Source organism: Pseudoalteromonas sp. MB41, from assembly GCF_020966275.1.
GTDB lineage: Bacteria > Pseudomonadota > Gammaproteobacteria > Enterobacterales > Alteromonadaceae > Pseudoalteromonas > Pseudoalteromonas lipolytica.
Map to the genome: position 1 here is coordinate 1 of NZ_JAJJZF010000041.1, position 20533 is coordinate 20533.

General features: G+C 41.8%; 15 protein-coding genes. 5 read left to right on the plus strand and 10 right to left on the minus strand.

Translation table 11 applies throughout. The features are described from left to right. On the minus strand, positions 1-258 hold a 258-nt coding region (locus LPA49_RS21310), incomplete at its 3' end, for a helix-turn-helix domain-containing protein (RefSeq protein WP_326847808.1). A 564-nt stretch (positions 259-822) separates the two neighbouring features. Further along, on the minus strand, positions 823-1296 hold the full coding sequence (locus LPA49_RS21315; protein ID WP_036972309.1) for a hypothetical protein: 474 nt from the start codon (positions 1294-1296) through the stop codon (positions 823-825). A 236-nt stretch (positions 1297-1532) separates the two neighbouring features. On the opposite strand from LPA49_RS21315, the gene LPA49_RS21320 reads away from it, so the two are divergent. Together LPA49_RS21320 and map are read left to right on the plus strand one after the other, a co-directional pair. Further along, complete coding sequence (locus LPA49_RS21320; protein ID WP_036972307.1) at positions 1533-1751, plus strand: ParD-like family protein; 219 nt, start codon at positions 1533-1535, stop codon at positions 1749-1751. Further along, positions 1732-2523 carry a type I methionyl aminopeptidase gene (gene map / locus LPA49_RS21325; RefSeq protein WP_036972306.1) on the plus strand — a complete coding sequence of 264 codons (792 nt, stop codon included), beginning with the start codon at positions 1732-1734 and terminating at the stop codon, positions 2521-2523. The genes LPA49_RS21320 and map overlap by 20 nt, the downstream gene beginning before the upstream one ends. On the opposite strand, the gene LPA49_RS21330 is transcribed toward map, so the two are convergent. From LPA49_RS21330 to LPA49_RS21340, 3 genes are all read right to left on the minus strand, one after another. Then, complete coding sequence (locus tag LPA49_RS21330) at positions 2520-2981, minus strand: hypothetical protein (protein ID WP_036972305.1); 462 nt, start codon at positions 2979-2981, stop codon at positions 2520-2522. The genes map and LPA49_RS21330 overlap by 4 nt on opposite strands. Before the next feature lie 127 nt (positions 2982-3108). Beyond that, complete coding sequence (locus LPA49_RS21335) at positions 3109-4278, minus strand: BamA/TamA family outer membrane protein (protein WP_051501879.1); 1170 nt, start codon at positions 4276-4278, stop codon at positions 3109-3111. Between the two features lie 56 nt (positions 4279-4334). Continuing rightward, the gene (locus LPA49_RS21340) at positions 4335-5129 is read right to left on the minus strand and encodes a hypothetical protein (protein WP_051501878.1); all 795 of its coding nucleotides are present in this window, start codon (positions 5127-5129) and stop codon (positions 4335-4337) included. 502 nt (positions 5130-5631) lie between these two features. On the opposite strand from LPA49_RS21340, the gene LPA49_RS21345 reads away from it, so the two are divergent. Next, positions 5632-7128, plus strand: a complete 1497-nt coding sequence (locus LPA49_RS21345; RefSeq protein WP_036972304.1) for an arylsulfatase — start codon at positions 5632-5634, stop codon at positions 7126-7128. Between the two features lie 55 nt (positions 7129-7183). On the opposite strand, the gene LPA49_RS21350 is transcribed toward LPA49_RS21345, so the two are convergent. The 3 genes from LPA49_RS21350 to LPA49_RS21360 all read right to left on the minus strand — a co-directional run bounded on the left by LPA49_RS21350 (position 7184) and on the right by LPA49_RS21360 (position 14300). Continuing rightward, positions 7184-9424: a tetratricopeptide repeat protein gene (locus tag LPA49_RS21350; RefSeq protein ID WP_036972303.1), complete on the minus strand. Its 2241-nt coding sequence runs from the start codon at positions 9422-9424 to the stop codon at positions 7184-7186. 132 nt (positions 9425-9556) lie between these two features. Beyond that, on the minus strand, positions 9557-11605 hold the full coding sequence (locus LPA49_RS21355) for a S9 family peptidase (protein ID WP_036972302.1): 2049 nt from the start codon (positions 11603-11605) through the stop codon (positions 9557-9559). Between the two features lie 73 nt (positions 11606-11678). Beyond that, a complete protein-coding gene (locus tag LPA49_RS21360; protein WP_230237732.1) occupies positions 11679-14300 on the minus strand; it encodes a TonB-dependent receptor in 2622 nt (873 codons plus the stop codon). A gap of 154 nt (positions 14301-14454) precedes the next feature. Between LPA49_RS21360 and LPA49_RS21365 the strand changes: the two genes are divergently transcribed. Then, a complete protein-coding gene (locus LPA49_RS21365) occupies positions 14455-16575 on the plus strand; it encodes a winged helix-turn-helix domain-containing protein (protein WP_230237733.1) in 2121 nt (706 codons plus the stop codon). Here LPA49_RS21365 and LPA49_RS21370 read toward each other — a convergent pair. Beyond that, on the minus strand, positions 16568-17929 hold the full coding sequence (locus tag LPA49_RS21370) for a TonB family protein (protein ID WP_230237734.1): 1362 nt from the start codon (positions 17927-17929) through the stop codon (positions 16568-16570). The two genes, LPA49_RS21365 and LPA49_RS21370, sit on opposite strands and share 8 nt — an antisense overlap. A 225-nt stretch (positions 17930-18154) precedes the next feature. Next, positions 18155-20305, minus strand: a complete 2151-nt coding sequence (locus tag LPA49_RS21375) for a TonB-dependent receptor (RefSeq protein ID WP_326847813.1) — start codon at positions 20303-20305, stop codon at positions 18155-18157. On the opposite strand from LPA49_RS21375, the gene LPA49_RS21380 reads away from it, so the two are divergent. Continuing rightward, a partial coding sequence (locus LPA49_RS21380; RefSeq protein WP_326847808.1) for a helix-turn-helix domain-containing protein occupies positions 20277-20533 on the plus strand: 257 nt, incomplete at its 3' end. The genes LPA49_RS21375 and LPA49_RS21380 overlap by 29 nt on opposite strands.

Consider the following 20533-nt stretch of genomic DNA (forward strand, 5'->3'; position numbering starts at 1 on the left):
ACGCTTGATTTTTTGTGCGGGGCTTTCTTTGGCTTTAGGTGATTTAGGCATAGTCATCTTAGGTGATTGAGTCCAATCCATCTTACCGTGTTTTCTCAACCAAGTAAGCACAGTTGAGCGACCTTGTATGCCATAAATTTTTTGGGCTTGTTTATAAGTCATATCGCCTTTTTCTACAGCGTCGACAACTTGTAATTTAAAGCCTAATGAATAATCTCGTTGTGTTCGTTTGATCGGTGTATTATTTGACTTGGTCATAATAAGTCCTAAATGTGTAAACACATTTCAGGACGAGACAGCTGACATAAAAAAGCCCAGCGAACACACAAGCTAGGCTTTTGACAACAATATGGTTGAGTGACCACGTGTGCAGTCACTCACAATAAAAAAGCTTAGAGAACACACAAGCTAAGCTTTCGACAACAATATGGTTGAGTGACCACGTGTGCAGTCACCCGGAATAAAAAAGCTTAGAGAACACACAAGCTAAGCTTTCGACAACAATATGGTTGAGTCACCGCGTATGCACTGACTCGGTATAAAAAAGCTTAGAGAACACACAAGCTAAGCTTTTGACAACAATATGGTTGAGTGACCACGTGTGCAGTCACCCGGAATAAAAAAGCTTAGAGAACACACAAGCTAAGCTTTCGACAACAATATGGTTGAGTCACCGCGTATGCACTGACTCGGTATAAAAAAGCTTAGAGAACACACAAGCTAAGCTTTTGACAACAATATGGTTGAGTCACCGCGTATGCACTGACTCGGTATAAAAAGCCCAGAGAACACACAAACTAGGCTTTTGTGACAACAATTCGGTTAAAGAGCTAAGTTTTGCTTAGCGCGGTTTAGGTTGTGATTAACTAAATCATTACCTGAGATTTTCACCGCTTCATAAAAATCTGCTAGAGCAGCCGTGTCGTTTTTCGACATAATGCGCGCAATACCACGGTTACTTAAAGCGAATGATGTAAGTTCACGGCGCTTATAGCCGCGTACTTCGCTTTTGTTAAGAAGCTCAATTGCTTCTGTGCAAAGTGATTCTGCGTGACTGAAGTTCTTTGACTTCACGCTTGCTGCACAACGATTAAATGCAAGTTCATATTGACGATTTAAGTCAGTTGATTGTGTTGTGTTTGCTAACACAGCATCATACTGGCCTTGCATAATGGCTTGCGATGAATCTGAGTCATTGATAACCATTAATTTATAGTCACTCTGATCAGCGATTGCGAAAGCTGAACAAGTAAGTAATGAGCTAAGGGCAAGTCGTTTTAAAAGTGGTTTAAACATGGTTAGTTTCCTCGTTAATCGCAGCATCGTTTGCTGATGAGTTAACTTTAGAGTAATCCATCTAAACCGACAAACGATTAAAATAAACCTGATAGATGAATTTTTTTAACTCATAGCCTGTTTGTGTAAAAGGGCGAGCGACTTGAGTGTGTTTGATTTAAAGGTGAAATAAATATCGCTTGCAATTTCATATTTTAAATATACGATCCGTATATGTTTCATATATTGGTGATGTGATGGGTATTGTTAAAATTAGTGATGAACTGCATGAAGAAATCCGTAAAGCAAGCACGGCGATGGTGCGTTCAATAAACTCGCAATCAGAGTACTGGATTAAAATAGGTATGTTAGCCGAGCTCAATCCAACCATGACCTACAGTGACATTATTAAAGAACAGTTACAGCTAGCGGATGTTGCCGTTAAGGAAGGAATCGATGAAAAAAGTGGTAATTAAAACACAGGACGAGCTGGCGCTCATGCGTGAATCGGGGCGCTTATTAGCCAAGGTGTTCGCGTATTTAGACCCTCATGTCAAAGCGGGGGTAACTACAATGCAAATTAATAACCTTGTTGAGCGCTATATTGTTGATGAATTGCAGGCAAGGCCGTCGAGCAAAGGCCAGTACGATTATCCTTATGTGCTAAATGCCTCTGTTAACGAGGTGGTATGTCATGGTTTTCCTAATGAAAAGTGCGTTTTAAAAGAGGGAGATATCGTCAATATAGATATCACACTTGAAAAAAATGGCTTTTTGGCAGACTCCAGTAAAATGTACATGATTGGGGCGGTTTCACCGCTGGCAACGCGTCTGGTTAATAAGACTCAAGAGGCGCTGTGGCATGCAATCAACATGGTAAAACCAGGTGTGCGGCTTGGTGATATTGGTAACGCCATTGCAAATTTTGCTCACCAACAAGGCTATAGCGTGGTGAAAGAATACTGTGGACATGGCATAGGGCAAGAAATGCATGAAGGACCCGATGTGCTCCACTATGGTAAAAAAAATACCGGATTAGTGTTTAAAGAAGGTATGACCTTCACCATCGAACCTATGATAAATCAGGGAACGGCTAAAATAAAAACCAAACCCGATGGGTGGACGGTTGTTACTCGCGATAAAAAACTTTCTGCACAGTGGGAGCATACTTTGGCGGTGACATCTGCTGGTGTGGAGGTGTTGACCTTACGTGAAGAAGAGCAACACTTTTTAAATCGCCTAAGTTAGAACGACACTTCGGGTGTTGGCTCTTCGGATAACCAATTTAAGGCAGCCGTTTTTGATTTGAATATGTTCATTGTCATTCCGGCTTTTTTATATAAGTTGCGGTACGTTTCTCGGAGCAGGTTTGCGCCTTCAAGTTCATCTGAAATCACCAACGCGGTTTTTTTTGAGGCGACACCTTTACGTTTTAGTTCTGATAAATACACCATCAGTTTTTCAAGTGCCCCCGGTGTTGCCATACATGAGTTTTCAAATTCAACCAATTCATACCAGCCTCCGTAGGTATCAATCAATTTAGTAATGTATGCTTGTTGAATAAATGAATGCGCGTCGATAATTTCTTCGTTAAACGGTCCAGTCGCTGTTGCAAAGAGCGTGTGCTGATGTTGATAAAACTCAACTAATCCATGAGGTTTAAAGTTTTTATACGGAAAATGTTTGGTCGAGGCTGTGCTGCGCATAAATTCAATCCCTGAAACACGAATATACTGATTTATTATTAGTTTATTGATAGTAGCAGTTAATTATCCAACTTCAACCTTTGTGATTACACAATTTTAAAACGTTAGATTTAAATATTAGGTATAACTACCATGTTGAACCCGCCTGAATATAGATAGCATTTTGTTCTGGGCCATGCGCTACATCTAAGCCAATACTGATACCATAATGCTCGTCAATTAAGTAACGAAAGCCCGCGCCTACTGTATTTACGGTGTCTGCTTTTGATAAGTCAGAAAAATTGTCGGCAGCCCAACCCATACCCGTAAATGCATTTAATTTTATTTTATGAGTGACCTTATAACTGGCTTCTGCTTCAGTGACAAATACATTAAGTCCTTGGTAACGCGTAGCCGATACACCGCGCAAACCAATACTGGGTGGAATATATACGGGTAAGCGTTTGTCGCCTCGGTTATTAACCGAATCGTATTGCATACGTAATGCAAAGTTAAACTTATCGGTATAACGCCAGTAATTAAGAGCGGTTAGTTTTAAACTGGTGTAATCGACTTTACTGCCAATCGCCTCATCGAAATATAAGTACTCGGCTTTATAGTTAAAACCACGCTCAGGGTTAAGCGGGTTATCTCGGCTATCGTACTCTAATAAGGGGCCAATACCTGAAGTATTTACATCGAGTGAAAGGTGTTCTTTGATGATGCCATTCTCAAGCAAAAAATCTTCAATGGGGTTCTCTGCCAAGCTAATGTCCACCTGACGGTAAATTTGTTTGAAGCCATAAAAAAAGTTGCTGTCTTGATACCGAAGTTTTAAATTTTGAAATAGGGCAGGGCCTTCAATATTGAGAGAAAGTGGTGTGAGTAGTTTTATTTCATCAAAGGTGTAAAAGTCGAGGTTTATACTCGCCCAACCAATAATACCTTGGTAGCGAATACGGTCTTCATCCCAAAAGGTAATATGCCCAACAGCGGCTCCTTTGGTGCCATTTTTTGTGCCCATAAGACCCACTAAGCTGATGCTTTGTGGCAAGGTCGACCCTTCTTTTTTCTGCTTTTTTCTCTTCTTTTCGTTATCGTGAAAAAATAGCCCAACGACACCTAACCCAGGCCCGACGGCAGGCTCTGTAATAAAGGTTGGAATAGGTAAAAAAGAAATCGGTTCATCCACTTTTTGTTGCTGATTACTTAATTGCGTTTCTGCTGGCTTTATCGCGTAGTCATCATAGCTGGAAGCAACACTATGGGTACTCACGAACCATGCAGCCGCTAAATTTATTAGTACAACGTTTCTCACTTCTTTTTTACCTCAGTTTTGTGTTTTGCTTCCTTGGCGTTCGGTTATCAATGTTTTTATAGCTGGTAGTTAAACTCCAAGCGATGGTCACCGTCCATAAAATCGACATTTTCATTCCAGTTTGCAAAATACCGCAGATTCATGCGTGGATTAATTTGGTAACTTGCAGCAAATTCGTGGGTTAGGATATGACTTTGATCAAGGCCATAATAATGGTCTTTGTAGGTATCACTTCCTCCAATGGTTGTTAACCAGAAGGGGTTGTAGTTCAGCCAGATTTTGTCGGAGATAGTAACTTTCGCGTACATACCTATTAACCCATACGCTCCCATAATTGAGTAGCCACTGTCTCGAGAACCATCGTCCTCACGTGCATTTTCACCCAACGACGCACCAACCCCAGCTAATGGATAAAACGAGAAACGTCCCATAGGTTTGAGTGCCTTAATATAGCTGTAAGATACATCCATACTTTCGTCGGCAACCAAATTCGCATTCAGATTATAGGTTGCGTCTATTTGAGTGGCACTCATGGTGGTTAAATCAACAGAAAAATTACGGAAACGGAATGAATCGATTGAGTCTGTGGTTTTGCTATCACTGTCCCAACCTAATGTATCTCCGTAGATCCCTTTTACTTCAATGACATTCATTCCTGCGGTAGTTGCAATACCGGTGTCGTATGCTTGACCAATTTTAAGGTTGAGGCCTTTATTGGTAGCACCTATACCCACCTGCGTATATACAGCGAGTGGATCCGACATATCCTGTACTGCTTTTTCTTCAGCAGCAACCACGCTAAGTGGCACACTCAATGAGCATAAAAGAACAGAAAAGTACTGTGAGTTCATGTGTTGTCCTTACACAAAATAGAGATAAAAAATAGGTACTTTAAGTACTTATAGTCTATTTGCTCGATGAGTTCAATAATCGAGCTGATAAAGTTAGTCGGTTACAAGCGAAGCATGGGGTAGATCAATTTAGGGCAATTTATTCATGTAAAGAGCGTAAAAAAACCAGTAAAAAATCCCCTCACCACACTGCCTACACCAGAGCCTTAAGTGCACGTTTAGCCGTTTATAAATTTACAAATAAGGGCTGCTAGCAGCGATATCCACTGTGCTGTGTCCTTCATTTCATTCTTGATTGCTTATTTGGTTGCTGAATAGGCATTTCTAAATATTTAAAAGTTAATAAAATCAACTTATTAATAAGGGCTGTGTGGGTAAAAGAAAAGTTGATTTAAATCGTGTTTGCCTAATTTAGAAACTAGAAATAGTGGCTTTTTCATCTATACTGATTGTTGATTCATCATGAGACTATGATGTTATTAACAATGAAAAAGGATGATTTATGAAAAAACTACTCGCGGCGGCTATTTGCAGCTTGGTGTCCACCGTAAGCCTTGCTGCAGATAAACCAAACGTGTTGGCCATTATGGTTGATGACGTTGCCCCAATTTCACTTAGTGCATATTCGCATGGTATGACTTACCCGACCCCAAACATCGACCGAATTGCTAATGAGGGTGCGCTTTTCACAGATCATTATGCGCAACCCAGTTGTACAGCAGGGCGAGCGGCATTTTTAATGGGTCAGTTACCAATTCGTACAGGTTTAACAACGGTAGGCCAGCCCGGTAACCCGTTAGGAATTAAAGAAGCCGATCCTACATTGGCTGAATTCTTAAAAGACCGTGGTTACATGACTGCTCAGTATGGTAAAAATCATTTAGGCGATTTGGATGAACACTTACCAACTAAGCATGGCTTTGATGAGTTTTACGGTAACTTGTATCATTTAAATGTTTCTGAAGAGCCAGAACAAGCTGATTACCCTAAAGATCCGAAGTTTATAAAACAGTTTGGGCCACGAGGGGTTATTGAGTCATATGCTAATGGTAAAATTACGGATACAGGACCACTGACGCGTAAACGAATGGAAACGTTTGATGAAGAAGTGTTAGAGCGTTCGCTCAATTTTATGGAACGCGCTGTTAAAGCTAAAAAACCATTCTTTATTTGGCATGCCACTAGCCGCATGCATGTTTATACGCACTTAAAACCAGAAAGCCGTCATTTAGCAACCGATATTAGTTCGGAAGAAGATATTTTTGGTAGTGGTTTAATGGAGCATGATGGGCATGTTGGCAAACTGCTGGACAAACTGGATGAGCTAAAAATTGCAGATAACACCATTGTTATTTACACCAGTGACAATGGTCCAGAGCAATCAAGTTGGCCTGATGCAGGCACAACCTCGTTCCGTGGTGAAAAAATGACAACCTGGGAAGGGGGTGTTCGCGTCCCATTTTTGGTTCGTTGGCCTAACAAAATTCCGAAAGGCTTAAAGCTCAACGGTATTTCATCACATGAAGATGTTTTTCCGACTATTGCCGCTGCGCTCGGTGAGAAGAACTTACGTGAGAAACTGAAAAAATCAGATAAAGTTTATATCGATGGTGAAAATAACCTTGATTACTGGACTGGTAAGGCTGATAAATCTGCGCGTAACTTTTTCTTTTATTACTATGAGTCGCAGTTAACTGCTGTTCGTTTTGGCCCTTGGAAAATGCACTTTGCAACGAAGCCAACCGGGATTTACTACGATGATATGATCACTCACAGTATGCCCAAACTATTTAACTTACGTAAAGACCCTTTAGAGCATTACGACGGGGTAACGGGTTTTCACCAAATCATGCGTAAGAGTTGGTTATTGCAACCTATTATTGCCAAGTTAAATGAGCATGTAAAAACGTTTGTTGAGTTCCCGCCTCGCCAAGAAGCAGCCTCACTGAATGTAAACGAAGCAATAGAAAAAGCGAAGTCATTAAATTATGGCCACTAAAGCCAAACAGAGTCTGTAATAAATAGGGCCTTTTTAGGCCCTTTTTATGGCGTGTTTATTTACCAATACTGTTCATCATTTCTAGTTGTTGAATAAACTGTTGAACTTGCTGATTGCCCGGTACAAGGCGCGCTAAGTTTCGTGCATAGAAGAGTGCTTGAGCGTAGTTTTCTTCACCAGCATACCACTGGGCTAAACTGTAACTGATGTCTGGGTTATTTGGTGCGAGTGTGAATGCATGTTCAAGGGCTGAAATGGCATGTGGCATGTCACCCAAGTCTTGCAACAACAACGCATAAGTAAAAGAGTAATTGGCATTGTTTTTTGCAAAATTAGCGGCATTTTTTAAGTGACCTAACGCAGCCTCTTTTTGCTTGGTGCGAATTAAGCTCATTGCCAATGCATAATGCAAATCGGCACTTTCATTATTTACAGCTAAGCCTTGTTTCAAGGTTTTCTGGGCGGCCTCCTCATCTCCTTGATTCCGATATAAGTCGGCTAAGTTAACATAGGCAGGTGCAAAAATTGGCTCAATGCTGATTGCTTGCAGATAATGTGCTTTGGCTTCCTCTGGTTTTTGTAGAGTAAGGGCGAGATTACCTAAGTTGGTATGTGCGTACCCGCGCTCAGCTTGATACAGCTGGGTTTGTTTATATTCATTAAGGGCTTTATTCAGGCGCTCAGAGTCTGGTTCATTCAATCCACTTGGAAAAGCCTCCATTAGCATAGGCGCTAAGTCGCGGGCTGCTTCTGCTCTTATGGGAAGGTGCGTGTCATCAAGCAGTGGATTGAGCATTCGCCAGCGTTGGTTGATGTCAAAAGGCATTGCCGCTTCAATAGCTGCTTGGCGTTTCAGCGGCTCAGGATCTTTTACTGATCGCGCAATCGCAACTACGGCATTGTTATCGGGGCTGCTTGCTAAACGGCTCAGTGCCGATGCGCGAATAATGTCAGGAAATGATTTGTCTTGCACAATTTTTGTCAGCATGGCTGATGCATTGGGTAACCCATTATCAGCGACATGGAACGCCTCTGAAAAGTGCTCTTTGCCTAAATGTGCCGAATTTGGGTGCCAGTTTCGTATCTGCTTTTCTGCCCACTGAGGTGTTTTATCATCATGGCAGCTATTACAGGCATTGGGTGCATTGGTTTTAAGAGTTAGGTCTGGACGAGGTACGCGAAAACTATGATCGCGTCTGGCATCAACTTGCATGTACGTAGTGGCGGGCATATGACAATCAACACATTGGCTACCTTCACTTTCGAGTTTATGACCGTGGTGCTCGGGTGTATCGAAATCGACTTGGCTGTGACACTGTGTACAGGTTTGGTTGCCGGGTAGTTTTAGCTTTCCTGAATGCGGGTTATGGCAATTACTACAGGTTACGCCTGCATTAAACATTTTACTTTGTAAGAATGAGCCCCACACATAATTTTCATCCCACACTTGGCCATCAACATGATAGAGCTCAGGCGTAAGCAGCGATCCGCGAAAATCCTGTAAAAAGCTATGGGGATCACTTCGGTCGTTAAGTTGCGAACGACGAGCATGACACGTTGCACAGACTTGAACTTGGTCACTTTTTACGAGAGGTTGCACGCTTTTCATGCTGCCGTCTTTTTGTGTAGTGAACAACGGCGTTTGCGTGTTTATATTGTTAGCAAAGCCTTTATCTGTTCTTTTTTTATCACCATTTGCCCATTTTAAGTGTTCAGTTGTATCGCCATGGCACGCTTTGCAGCTGACGTTGATAGCGCTGTAGGTTGAATTAAAGCGGTTGGTGTTAAGATCGAATTGCTTTTTAAATTCAGTTGAATGGCAATCGGCACACATGTGATTCCAGTTTTGTCCTTTTTGTGACCAGTGAAATAAATCATGTTGTTTTTGCTCAGGATGAAGCACAAACCAGCGCTGCCCGCCGTTTTCCTTACTACGAGAATCCCACGCAAACGGAAAAAGCTGAATGTGGCCCCCTCCCATATCAAACATATATTGCTGCAGTGGCTCGTAGCCAAATGTATATAAAACGGGATAGTCAGTCAGGGTGCCGTTAAGGTTTGGCATAGCAATAAATAGCTGTTGGTCGCGTGTATAAAAGCGTGCTTTTTGATCTTGGTATTCAAGTGTTTGATCATCAAAGTTGCCAAGCACTGTGGCCGGTGTGGCTTTTTCCATTGCATGAAAATGGTGTGATGTTTGCCAATCCTCGACCTGACTTTGATGACAATTAATACACGCAGGTTCTGCGAACACTTTCACAGCAACGAGACTGATAAAAATCCAGATTAGGCGCATCACTGAACAATTCCTTTTTATTTTTTTAGTAAACCTATTAATGAGTTATATCAGTTTGAGCTGCATAATCAAAGTACAGTATTAAATTAAAAACGCCCTGCTTTTTAAGGACAGGGCGTTTAGGGAAGTGCTTTATTCTGCTGCTTGTTTACGTGCTTTTAATTTTGCAGCATGGTCAATTTCAAATTCAGGCATGTCTTTATTACCCTTCATTAAATAGTTATCCATCCAGCGCATTAATCGTAAGCTGTAATCGTATTGAGCAGCCACTTTTCGGTTGCCGTGGCCTTCGCCTGGGTAATACACCAAACGCACATCTTTACCTTGTACTTTCATGTAGCGATATAGCTCCATTGATTGAGCAGGGTGTACGCGAGGATCATCTTTACCGTGCATAATAAGTAGCGGTGTTTTAGATTGACCAGCCCAATATATTGGGCTGCGCTCTAAGTACCACTGCCATTTATCCCACGGGTAAGAACGCGCGTGAACAAGGTTCATTTCATTCGAAATATCAGTTGTACCAAACTTAGAGAGTTGATTTGAAACACCCACAAACATGACGCTGGCAGCAAAGTGCTCGGTGAGCTTAGTTGCAGCCCATGCAGAGGCATAACCACCGTACGAGCCACCGGTAATACCCACACGTTTGCTATCAACTAATCCCATTTCAACTAAATGGTTTTTAAAGTCGACAAGGTCATCAAACTCTTTACCTGCATAGTCGTTTTGGCCAAGCTTAGAGTAGTCAACCCCTTTACCTGTTGAACCGCGGTAGTTTGGATAAAACACTGCATAGCCGCGTGCTGCACCCATTTGCCCTGGGCGAGAGTAATTGGTTAACCAGCCATTTTTGTCATGACTTTCAGGCCCACCATGCACCGACATAATGAGTGGGTAACGGGTTCCTTCTTGGTAATCTAGTGGGTAAATTAGTACCCCTTCAATGTCTACACCGTCGCGCGCTTTTAGCGAGATAGTCTCTTGCTTTGCAAAGCGTTTATCGCTTAACCAGCTGTTTGAATCGGTTAAGCGGGTGGCTTTATTACCGCGAATAATAAAGACTTCGTTCGGGTGCTGCGCCGTATTAGCGCGAACAGCAAGTGTTTTGTCTGAGTCAGATACGCTTAGGTTTGTGGCAATAAATTTGCCTTCTTTGATAATCTTTTTGTACTTATTGCTACCAGTTTTAATACTCGCAATAAAGCTTTCAGTGCCCACATTGGCTATGAAATTAAGCGTATTGCGTTTATGAGACCACTCAAAGTCAACAACATGCCCCATAAAGTTTGGCAGCCATTCAGTGATTTCAGCTGTATCAGTGTCGGCTATAAATAAGCGACCTGTGGCTGGGTCGTGTTTGTCTTCGGCCCCTAAAATAGCAATATATTTACCATCGGCAGACAGCTCAGCATCGCCTAGCTTGCCTTCTGTTTTAAAAGACAGAGTGACTTCATTGCTTGCAATATCATACAAGTGCCACATTGATTTCGTGTATTTATCATCAATAAGCGCTGTTGGTTGGGTTTTAACAAGTAGTTTTTGACCATTTGCAGACCAATTCATATCACTGACGTAGTCATTTACATTCAGTGCTGTAGGCTTTAATGGGGTGTTAGAGTTCGCTAAATCGACAATAAATAGCGCTTTATTATCCAGACCTAACTCATAAACTTCAGCCATAAAACCAAGTTTTTTTAGTTCTTTTTCAGACTTATCTTTTGCTGGTAATGCCAAAATAGCCACATGTTGGTTATTTGGGCCTAATTTATAGCTTGAAATAGATGTGCCTTTTAACGACAACACTTTTTGCGCTTGGCCACCATCAACAGGGATTTGGTACAGTGAAGTGTATTCGTCATCATTCAATTTAGCTAAAAAGTACACCGTTTTGCTGTCGTTAGACCATTGAATGCTTTTGATATTGACCTTACCTGTAATGTAAGGACGTTCAACGCCTTTGTCGTCAACAATGAAAAGCTCACTGTAATTGTGGCCATTTTTATCTTTATATAATGTGCGTGGGACCGAGCGTGTAAAGGCAACATTATCGCCATCTGGGCTGACACTGGTTTGAACGACAGATTGAATCAATGGGATATCATCAATCGTGATAGTATCGTTGGCTACAGCAAATGTGCTAGACAAACCAACGGCTAAGGCTAAAACTGACTTTAGCATAGTGTTTTCCTTCGCTTGTTTTATTATTGTCACCGATTATAGCAATATGAAACAGGATTAGTAACGAATGCGGTTAATGACTATACCGAATGCCTAAATAGAAGCGACGACCATTTTTGTATATGCCTGTTGGAGCATACTGATTGCGCTCATAGGTATAGGTTGTTTCATTGGTGAGATTGATAGCATCAAAAATAATATCAAACTGTGTTGTCAGCTTAATAGTTAAGTTACCATCGAGTTGCCCAAAATTGTCCATCATGGTCTCGCCAACGCCGGTGGCGAATTCTGTACGGTAGTTATAGGCAAGGCGACTACTGATGAGTTCATTCTCATAGTAACTAGTTAAATTTATTGTGTGTTTTGAAGTACCGGGTATTGCATTAATGCTGGATGCATTGCGCTTACTACGCTCTCCATCTACGAAGGTGTAATTAGCAATGACACCAAACCCATAAAACAGCTCTTGCTGATAACCCAATTCAAGTCCACGAATCGTGCCGCCGCTTCCATTTATGGGCCTATCAATGGTCATGGCGATATTTTCATGCTCCTCAATGCTTCTTTTAAACTCAACAAACGATTCAACATCTTTATTAAATAGTGCGGCTGATAAAAGCCCCGCATCTGCAAAGTACCATTCTAGGCTAGCATCAAATTGGTTGGCTCTATAAGGGTCTAGATTAGGGTTACCGCCTTGGCCTTGAGCTTGTGTTACGTTGTAGTTAGTAGAAGGCATTAAGTGATTATATTGTGGGCGTGACATAACTCTAGCAACACTAAAGCGGGTGACAATATCGTCGTTAATATTAATGTTTAAATTTACACTGGGTAATAGATCGGTGTAATTTTTTTGATGTGTTTGCCATTGATAGCTGTCTGGGAGTTCAATCGGCGATGCAATTCGTTGATAGGCAGCAGCGTCTTGCTGCGTGTTTACTGCTCGAAGTCCTAGGTTTGCGCTATAAGAGTCACCCGATAAGTTTAATTTAACATAACCCGCCGTTGTTCTTTCTTGGATATCAAACCGACTGGCTTTTTCTTCTTGTTGTTCGAATTCAAGCGTATTGAATTGCTTGGCGAGAGAATCAATATCTGCATAGCTGTATTTTTTTAAGGTGTGTTGATCGCCAATCCCCGCTAAAAAGTCAGTAGGTATGGTTGCGGGAAAATCAGCTAAGGTCCACCCAAGTTGCTCTGTCAGCGCATCATAAGAGCCATTTACAGAACGCAGACGAATAAAATCACGTTGATGGTCACGGTATTTCACGCCAAACTTGACCGAAGAAATAATTGAGTGATCAATCGCACGTTCAAAGTCGCCTTGCAGATACAGCTCTTGATCGGTTGAATCTTGGCTATCGTTTCTTGCTTCTGTCAATTGCCATTGTTGAGCATCGAGTGGGGAGGTTGCGTATTCAGCAATGATGTTTTTACGTTGTCGAGTATCAACCGTGTAGGCTGTATTGGCTGAAAACTGTGATGTGTAATCTTGTTTCGAACCGCCGCCACCATGTGTAAAACCAATCTGGTAGGTGTTTTGCCATAAATCGGCTTGCTGTGAAACAATCAACTGCATACTACTGGTATCAATTTGTGACTCGCGCCAGATGGCTTCCATCGCGGTACTGTGTGGCTTGGACTCATCGGTTACTGTTGAATAACGAGCAAAGGCTAAGGTGTTGTCGATAATGTCAGCATTATAAACGCGTCCTCCTCTGGCGAATACGCTGCTTGGTTGCCATAAAAAGTTTTGGTTACTGTTATTGGCATCAAGTACAGAATACAACCCGTTGAGTTGAATATTCCAATCAAAATTCATTTGATGCTCAAAGGCAAATGTTGCGGTTGTTAATACACGACGTTGTTGAAAGAGTGCTGAACCGCCGCCGCCTGGTGTCCAAATATGATTGATATCGGCCATTTTATCGCTTGGGCTTAGACTAAGGTCGTCATTCTTCTGAAAGTGTTGTTCATGCCACCCCCATGACTCTAATCCATCGCGGCGCAGCAATCGGTCATTGCGGGTAAAAGTGAGTAATAAACCACTTTGTTCAGACTTGTTTTTCCAATTATAAAAACTAGCAAACTGCGGGTCGAACTCGCCAGAAAGATCGTTATATTGCAGTTGAGAATTAATAACAAAGTGTTTATTAGGCGTTTGTAAGGGTCGCATTGTTTTGATATTAACGGCGCCACCTAGCGATCCTTCATCATGATCTGCTTGTGGGGTTTTATACACTTCAAGTGAGGCAACTAAGTCTGCTGGTAGTAGCGTGTAATTAAACCCACGGTTTGGCTGAGACGATATCCACCAATCGGCAGAAGCGATAGATTGTCCATTGAGGTAAGTGCGGTTTTGCTCGGGTGTGGTCCCGCGAACGCCGACTCGCTCACCTTCTCCTTGGATCCGAGAAAGTGAAATTCCGGTCACACGTTGGAGTGCCTCAGCGACATTTTTATCAGGAAATTTACCGATATCTTGCGCACTAATTGTGTCTATAATTGAGTGACTATTTCGTTTATCATGGAGTGACTTGACAGCGCTGTCATGAAAGCCCCGAATTTGAATAGTTTCTAATCCGTTCGTTGCATCATTGTTTGATTGAGCAGTAGCCAACTTCGAGCCGGATAGACATAACATAAAACTAGAATAGGTAAATAGGGTCATAAAATTGAGCGTTTTAAAAGCCATGCTAAATCCAACTAAGCGGTTAATGTGTTCAAAGACTCGCTGCCTAACAATGTGATCAAGCGCTTGGGGCTGTTGTTTGTGCCCAATTTATACTTTACGCTCTCTTGAATTATTTAACCATATATTAACGCGTGTAACAATTAAACAAATGTCGATGTCAACCCAACAAAAAGTAATGCTTAACGATGTCATCGTTGACTTTATAAGCTTAAAAGCAAAAGTGCAGGGCACCTGGGTTGATGTGGAGTCAAAACAGTTACTGTTGCTTTCCTTATTATTAGAAAACCAAGGAAAGGCTGTATCGCGAGAACAGATAATGGATGCTGTTTGGGGCGAGGTGATTGTGAGTGACAACTCGGTAAGCCAGTTAGTCACTCAACTGCGCAAAAGTCTGCATGATACAAAAACACCACAACAGATTATTCGAACCGTCCCGCGTATTGGATATCAATTAATCGCTCAAGTTAGTGAGCCCCCGACATTACTGGAGCAAGTAGCGCCGAGTAACTCTAAAAAAATGGTGTTTTGGGGTCTTGCAGGAGGGCTGATTGGTGTATTTTCAACCCTGTTTTTACAATACTTTTTTGCGGTTGATACTAAAGCAGTCGAGTTTAATTATCGTACTCGTGTAACTTCTGCGCCTGGTACTGAGTCGTTTTTACGTTACTCACCCGACGGACGTTATTTAGCTTTTAGTCAGTCAGATGAAATGCAAAACCAGTTTGATCTTGCTGTGTTTGATCAACAAAGTAAAACCGTACACAGTGTCAAAAGCTCGGGCTATTCTGAAGAAGCCCCTGTTTGGTCACCTGATGGTAAATGGTTAGCGTATTATCGTTATGACCCTCTACGTTGTGACATACGCATGATTGGCGTTAATAACGCGATTGAAACATGGCGATTGAGCCCTGAATATACGCTTACCAAATGCAACCCTTACAGTGCACCTACGCGTCTAAAGTGGTATCAGCCTAACGCACTGTTTGGGATAACTTGGCATGATAATCAACCTCGCTTAATAAAGTACACACTCAGTACTGACGGCCTTGTTAAAGTTCTCGATACAACACTTGTCGGCGAGTTCAAGCCGCTCGCTTTTGATATTAATCATGACGGTAATATGCTTATTCTTGAAAAGCAGGGCATTTGGTACAGTCTTTTTGAAGTCAGCCTGCATGATTTATCAACGCGGCGTGTTATTAGCCGCCAGTTATATAAGCAACATCCTGTTATGTATGATCAAACAGGTCAGCATATTTTGTATGTTGAAGAAGATCTTAAACGCAGCTCATTAGAAGGCGAGCCCTATACCTTACATAAATCGAGGGGGGTTATTGCCAGCCTTGCTGTTAACCCCGCTACGGGTGATATAGCCCATGCTGAAGGGGCGGCACAAATCAACGCTTATCAGTTAAGATTAAGTAAATCACCTCAAGGGATTTTGGTTGATAACGTTGCACAACTTGCCTCGTCAACTCAAATGGATTTTATGCCGACATTGTCACATGATGGTAAGCAGGTTGCGTTTATTTCTATGCAGCGCCCGAGTGTTACAGCGTTTTCGCGCGCTGAGGTGTGGGTTAAGCATCAACGTAGAAAATCAGCTAATCTAGTGGCTCATCTTCCAAGCAATATAATGCCAAAATATCTGCAATTTTCACCAAATGGCGACACTTTATTGCTTATGGATGAAACGCAAAAAGTGTACTTGATTAACACGTTTTCACGGCGCTTAGTGCCCATTATTTCAGGTTTTGAGCAATTAAATGCGGTTCGCTGGTCAGCCGATAGCCAAAGCGTGTTGTATCAAGCAAAATCGGCTCAAGATGAGTGGCAAGACTGGCGTTATGATTTACAACAGAGCAGTAACTCATTACTTGCGAATAATGTGTCACTGTTCAGGTTGTCAGCAGAGCAACCACTTTGGCAATTGAACCCCTCGTATTCAGATTATGAACAAACATTGCGGTTTTATTTATCGGCTGCACTTGAGCAGCATATTCCTTTGTCACAATTACTGCCGTCTATGGCGTTGTACAAGCCTGCCTTCTTTGAAGGAGGCATGTATTACGTGTTGCGTGAAGGTCGTCAGTTATCTTTATATTGTTACTTAATTGCTTCTAAAGAGAATTTATTTATAAAACCACTGAGTGTGTATGGTTTAGACATCGGAGTTGAATTAACAATGAGCAGCTCAGTGGATGGAACACAATTAGTATTTAGTCAGGTTGAGGGGATTGAAACCGATATTTTAGTTCATCAAGTGATTAATTAAGTGTCGTTAAAAACGCAGAAATAGACTGGGTATTCCAGTTCCTGTCTTGGGCTTCTTTGAAAGCTGCTTGAGCAGATTCTTTGGCGAGTTGTAGCTGCTTCTGTTGTAGCTGTAGCTTTGCTTGTAGCAGCAAGAGTTGGGGATGATTATTATCATGATTAAGGGCATCGTTTAGCGCGGTTTGAATAGCTGTAGTAGGTTGGTTTAACTCAAACAATAACTGTGCTAAATCTCGTTTGGCTCTAAAATGCCCTTGTTTGGCCGCGGCAGTTAACCACTTTTGCGCTTTATTCGGGGCATAATCAACATAGCGTTGGTTTAATAATTCGCGACCAAGGCGATATTGCGCATTGGCAAAGCCATTTTGTGCAGCAAGCAAAATCCAATTTAGGCCTTTTTGCCTGTCTACCTGACCATAATCCCCACGCAGTAAATTAGCCCCAATTCTATATTGAGAATTAGCGTAACCATTGCGTGCAGAGGTAAGTAATAACTCACTACTCGCGGTGTTTTTTTGCCAGTGATATTTCAAAAGTTTACTGGCATTGTATTTATCTGAACTTAACCAATTAGCAATGTAATATTGCACGACTGCATTGCCTTGTTCTGCGGCATCGATGAGTTCACTTATTTCGTTTTGATAACTCTTTTTTTGGCGTTGGAAACTGTGCTGATACTGCTCCCCTTTAAAAGTAGTAAAATGGTATAGCAAAGAACGATTATAATGGGGTAAAGCATTATCGTCGGCCTTGTATTGCCAACGTTTAACAGCATTTATAAGTGCTTTATCAAAGGTTTTTTCTGGGTAAGAATCGACTAAAGTAATATCCCCCACCGCGCCATTTTTATCGATATCAAATTCAAGCCATACCCAGCCTTCAAGGCCATTGTTGTAAGCATGTTCGGGGTAGAGTGGTTCTACGGTGTAACTGCGGTTTATATTTAGGGTATGAACAGGGGAGGCTGTGAGCTCAGGGCGCAATTCTTTGTCGTATTTTTCAAAACTTATATGCGTTAACAACGCGGCATAGGCATCTTCAAGTGCTTGTTGTTGCTGTTCACTTTGCTCTGCAATCAGCCTGGCGGTATCGCGTGCTTCGACGAGACCAAAGTCGGCGGCTAAATTAAACCATGCATACGCTTTGGCACGGTTTTTTTCTCGCCCTTGGCCATGTAAATACATGACCCCAATATTATAAATTGCATCGACATTTCCTAATTGCGCTAACTCATAAAACTGCTGCTGTGCTTCATTGTAATTACCCTTGTGATAATCAAGTGTCGCACTTAAGAGGTCAGCATGGCTGGTGGTAGAATACAACACGCACACAAATAAACAGGCTATTGCCTGCAAGGATTTAATAACGCTTTTGTATAATTTGTAGTGGGTGGTATTAGCCGACACGAATTTTATATTTTAAGATTTTTAAACCGTTTAGCATTTGATTGTACTTGTTTTAAGCATGATTGCTAGTTGAAAAAAAGCGGTGAAAGTAGGTTCACCGCTTAAAACACCTCAGGGCGATGAGGCTTGCCTTCCATGGCAATAGTCGTGTACCTGTGTTAGCAAGTGTGTCGACTAGAAGTTAAAACGAATACCTGCAGAAAAGCGTCGTCCATCGGCATACACACCCGTTAGTGCCTGCTTAACACCTTCCTCTTGGTAGCTGAATGTATGCTCATCAGTTAAGTTAGTCGCTTCAAAAACAGCGGTAATGTTCTCAGTGACATTAAAGTTGAATGTCGCATCAACTTGGCCATAGGCATCTTGATACCCTGGCCAAGCACGACCTGTGTCGTATCCTGTGCGATAGTTATAAGACAGACGACCACCAAAACGCTCAGTTTCATAATAGGTACTGATGTTATAAGTATGCTTTGAAATACCTGGGATTAGTACGTCATTGCCATCTAAGTCTTTAGACTCACCATCGACAAAGGTGTAATTAGCTGCAACACCAAATCCTTCAACTATCTCCGTTTGTAAACCAAGCTCTAATCCTTTTAATGTGCCTGATGGGCCATTAATAGGGCGGCTGATTTCAATTTCGACACCATTGAATACTTCGGTTTGTGTGTTATTGCCCAATGTTGATTGTAAGTCTTTATAGAATAGTGCAGCCGAAAAAATGCCTGCATCAGCAAAATACCATTCATAACCTACGTCAAACTGAGTGGCACGATACGGGTCGATATTTGAATTACCACCCGTGCCTACACGTGTTTCGGTATTGTAGGTGGTTGCATTGGTCATTGCCGCATAATCAGGGCGGGTCATCACTCGGGCTGCACCAATACGCAGTAACATGTCGTCGTTTAAGTCTATAGCGAGATTTAAACTAGGAAGAATATCAAAGTAGCTGGTCTCTTCTTCTTGCCATGTTTTTGCATCTGCAGGGCCAACGTATGCGCCTGTTGTCTGTTTTGTTTCCACTAAACGAACTCCGACATTACCGCGCATGCCTTCAACGTCGATATCTGCTTTTACATAGCCTGCGAAAATGTTTTCTTCGATTGCAAAGTTACTATCAAATAATAAATTATATTGCCAATCAAGTGCATCACCATCACGACGTACTTTAGCTAAGTCAGTCATCGCGTAGTTACGAAGTGTGCTACTCGATCCAATACCCGATAAAAAATCACGGGGTGCTGGGTTTGAGTAATCGGCCAAGCTCCAGTTTAAATCAGTGCGTGTTTGTGATTGTAAGCGCACATTCTCACGTTTATGATCACGGTACTTTAGACCAAATTTAATTTTACTGAAGACAGCGACATCAATAGCACGCTCAAAATCTGTTTGAGCATAATATTCTTTATCTAGCGCATCATTTGAATCATAGCGTAAAAACCCTAGGTTCCACGCATCGCCATCGGCTGGGTCTTTTGCATAACTAGTTTCTATACTTTCAACATTCGCCGCATTGTAACTATGCACAGCATTTCCTTCCCAGCCGACACTTCGGTCAGTTTGTGTACCGCCAGAGCCTTCGGTCACACCAACATGATAAGACGATTTCCACGTTTCACCTTCATGGGTCAGTTTTAAATCATACGAATTCGTTTTAAGTTCTGAGTTACGTACTTTTGTTTCATCTAGGATGTTATTACCTGTTAGTGATAAACCAAGCGTGCCCGCTTGGGCAAAACGTCCCACTTTATCATGCGCTACAATATCTAAAGAAGTATAGTGCGAGCCGCCATAACCAGGTAACCAAAGGAAGTTTTGGTTAGCATTATTGGCTTTCATTGTTGAGTCTAGCGCGTTGAATGTAATGTCAATATTGTCGGTAGGGCGATACTGTAAAGTTAAGTTGAAACCCGCTCTAATACGCTCTTGAGTAAACATGGCAGAACCGCCACCACCAGGTGTGTATACATTTTCAATCTCAGTGCCATCTTCCAGAGTAATATCACGATGCGTCCAGCTCCATGCTTCAATACCATCGCGGCGCAGGTTACGTTTTTGTTTAAATACAGAAACAAGCGCACCGAGAGTTTCGTTATCATTTTTCCAACTATAAAGGCCTGCTAATTGTGGGTCTGTTTCACCCGAAATTTCACTGTGTTGCATTAAAATCGAACCTGCGATTCTATTTGCTTCAAGATCAAGAGGCTTACGGGTACGAACAATCACCGTCCCACCAATAGAGCCTTCATCTGTCTCGTCCTGAAATGTGTTTACACATTTAGGACTTATTATGACCAAGTCAAATAATACACCGATCAAACGAACACAACGAGATTATTCATTAGGCTTTAAATTACAAGTTGTCGACGCTGTAGAAAAAGGCGATATGACTTATAAACAAGCCCAAAAAATTTATGGCATACAAGGTCGCTCAACTGTGCTTACTTGGTTGAGAAAACACGGTAAGATGGATTGGACTCAATCACCTAAGATGACTATGCCTAAATCACCTAAAGCCAAAGAAAGCCCCGCACAAAAAATCAAGCG

What these genes read in the sequence shown, in the direction of transcription:
- LPA49_RS21340 (WP_051501878.1), bottom strand. Translation starts at nt 5,129, where the DNA reads ATGAACTCACAGTACTTTTCTGTTCTTTTATGCTCATTGAGTGTGCCA.
- LPA49_RS21330 (WP_036972305.1), bottom strand. Translation starts at nt 2,981, where the DNA reads ATGCGCAGCACAGCCTCGACCAAACATTTTCCGTATAAAAACTTTAAA.
- LPA49_RS21355 (WP_036972302.1), bottom strand. Translation starts at nt 11,605, where the DNA reads ATGCTAAAGTCAGTTTTAGCCTTAGCCGTTGGTTTGTCTAGCACATTT.
- LPA49_RS21360 (WP_230237732.1), bottom strand. Translation starts at nt 14,300, where the DNA reads ATGGCTTTTAAAACGCTCAATTTTATGACCCTATTTACCTATTCTAGT.
- LPA49_RS21350 (WP_036972303.1), bottom strand. Translation starts at nt 9,424, where the DNA reads ATGCGCCTAATCTGGATTTTTATCAGTCTCGTTGCTGTGAAAGTGTTC.
- map (WP_036972306.1), top strand. Translation starts at nt 1,732, where the DNA reads ATGAAAAAAGTGGTAATTAAAACACAGGACGAGCTGGCGCTCATGCGT.
- LPA49_RS21315 (WP_036972309.1), bottom strand. Translation starts at nt 1,296, where the DNA reads ATGTTTAAACCACTTTTAAAACGACTTGCCCTTAGCTCATTACTTACT.
- LPA49_RS21320 (WP_036972307.1), top strand. Translation starts at nt 1,533, where the DNA reads ATGGGTATTGTTAAAATTAGTGATGAACTGCATGAAGAAATCCGTAAA.
- LPA49_RS21365 (WP_230237733.1), top strand. Translation starts at nt 14,455, where the DNA reads ATGTCAACCCAACAAAAAGTAATGCTTAACGATGTCATCGTTGACTTT.
- LPA49_RS21345 (WP_036972304.1), top strand. Translation starts at nt 5,632, where the DNA reads ATGAAAAAACTACTCGCGGCGGCTATTTGCAGCTTGGTGTCCACCGTA.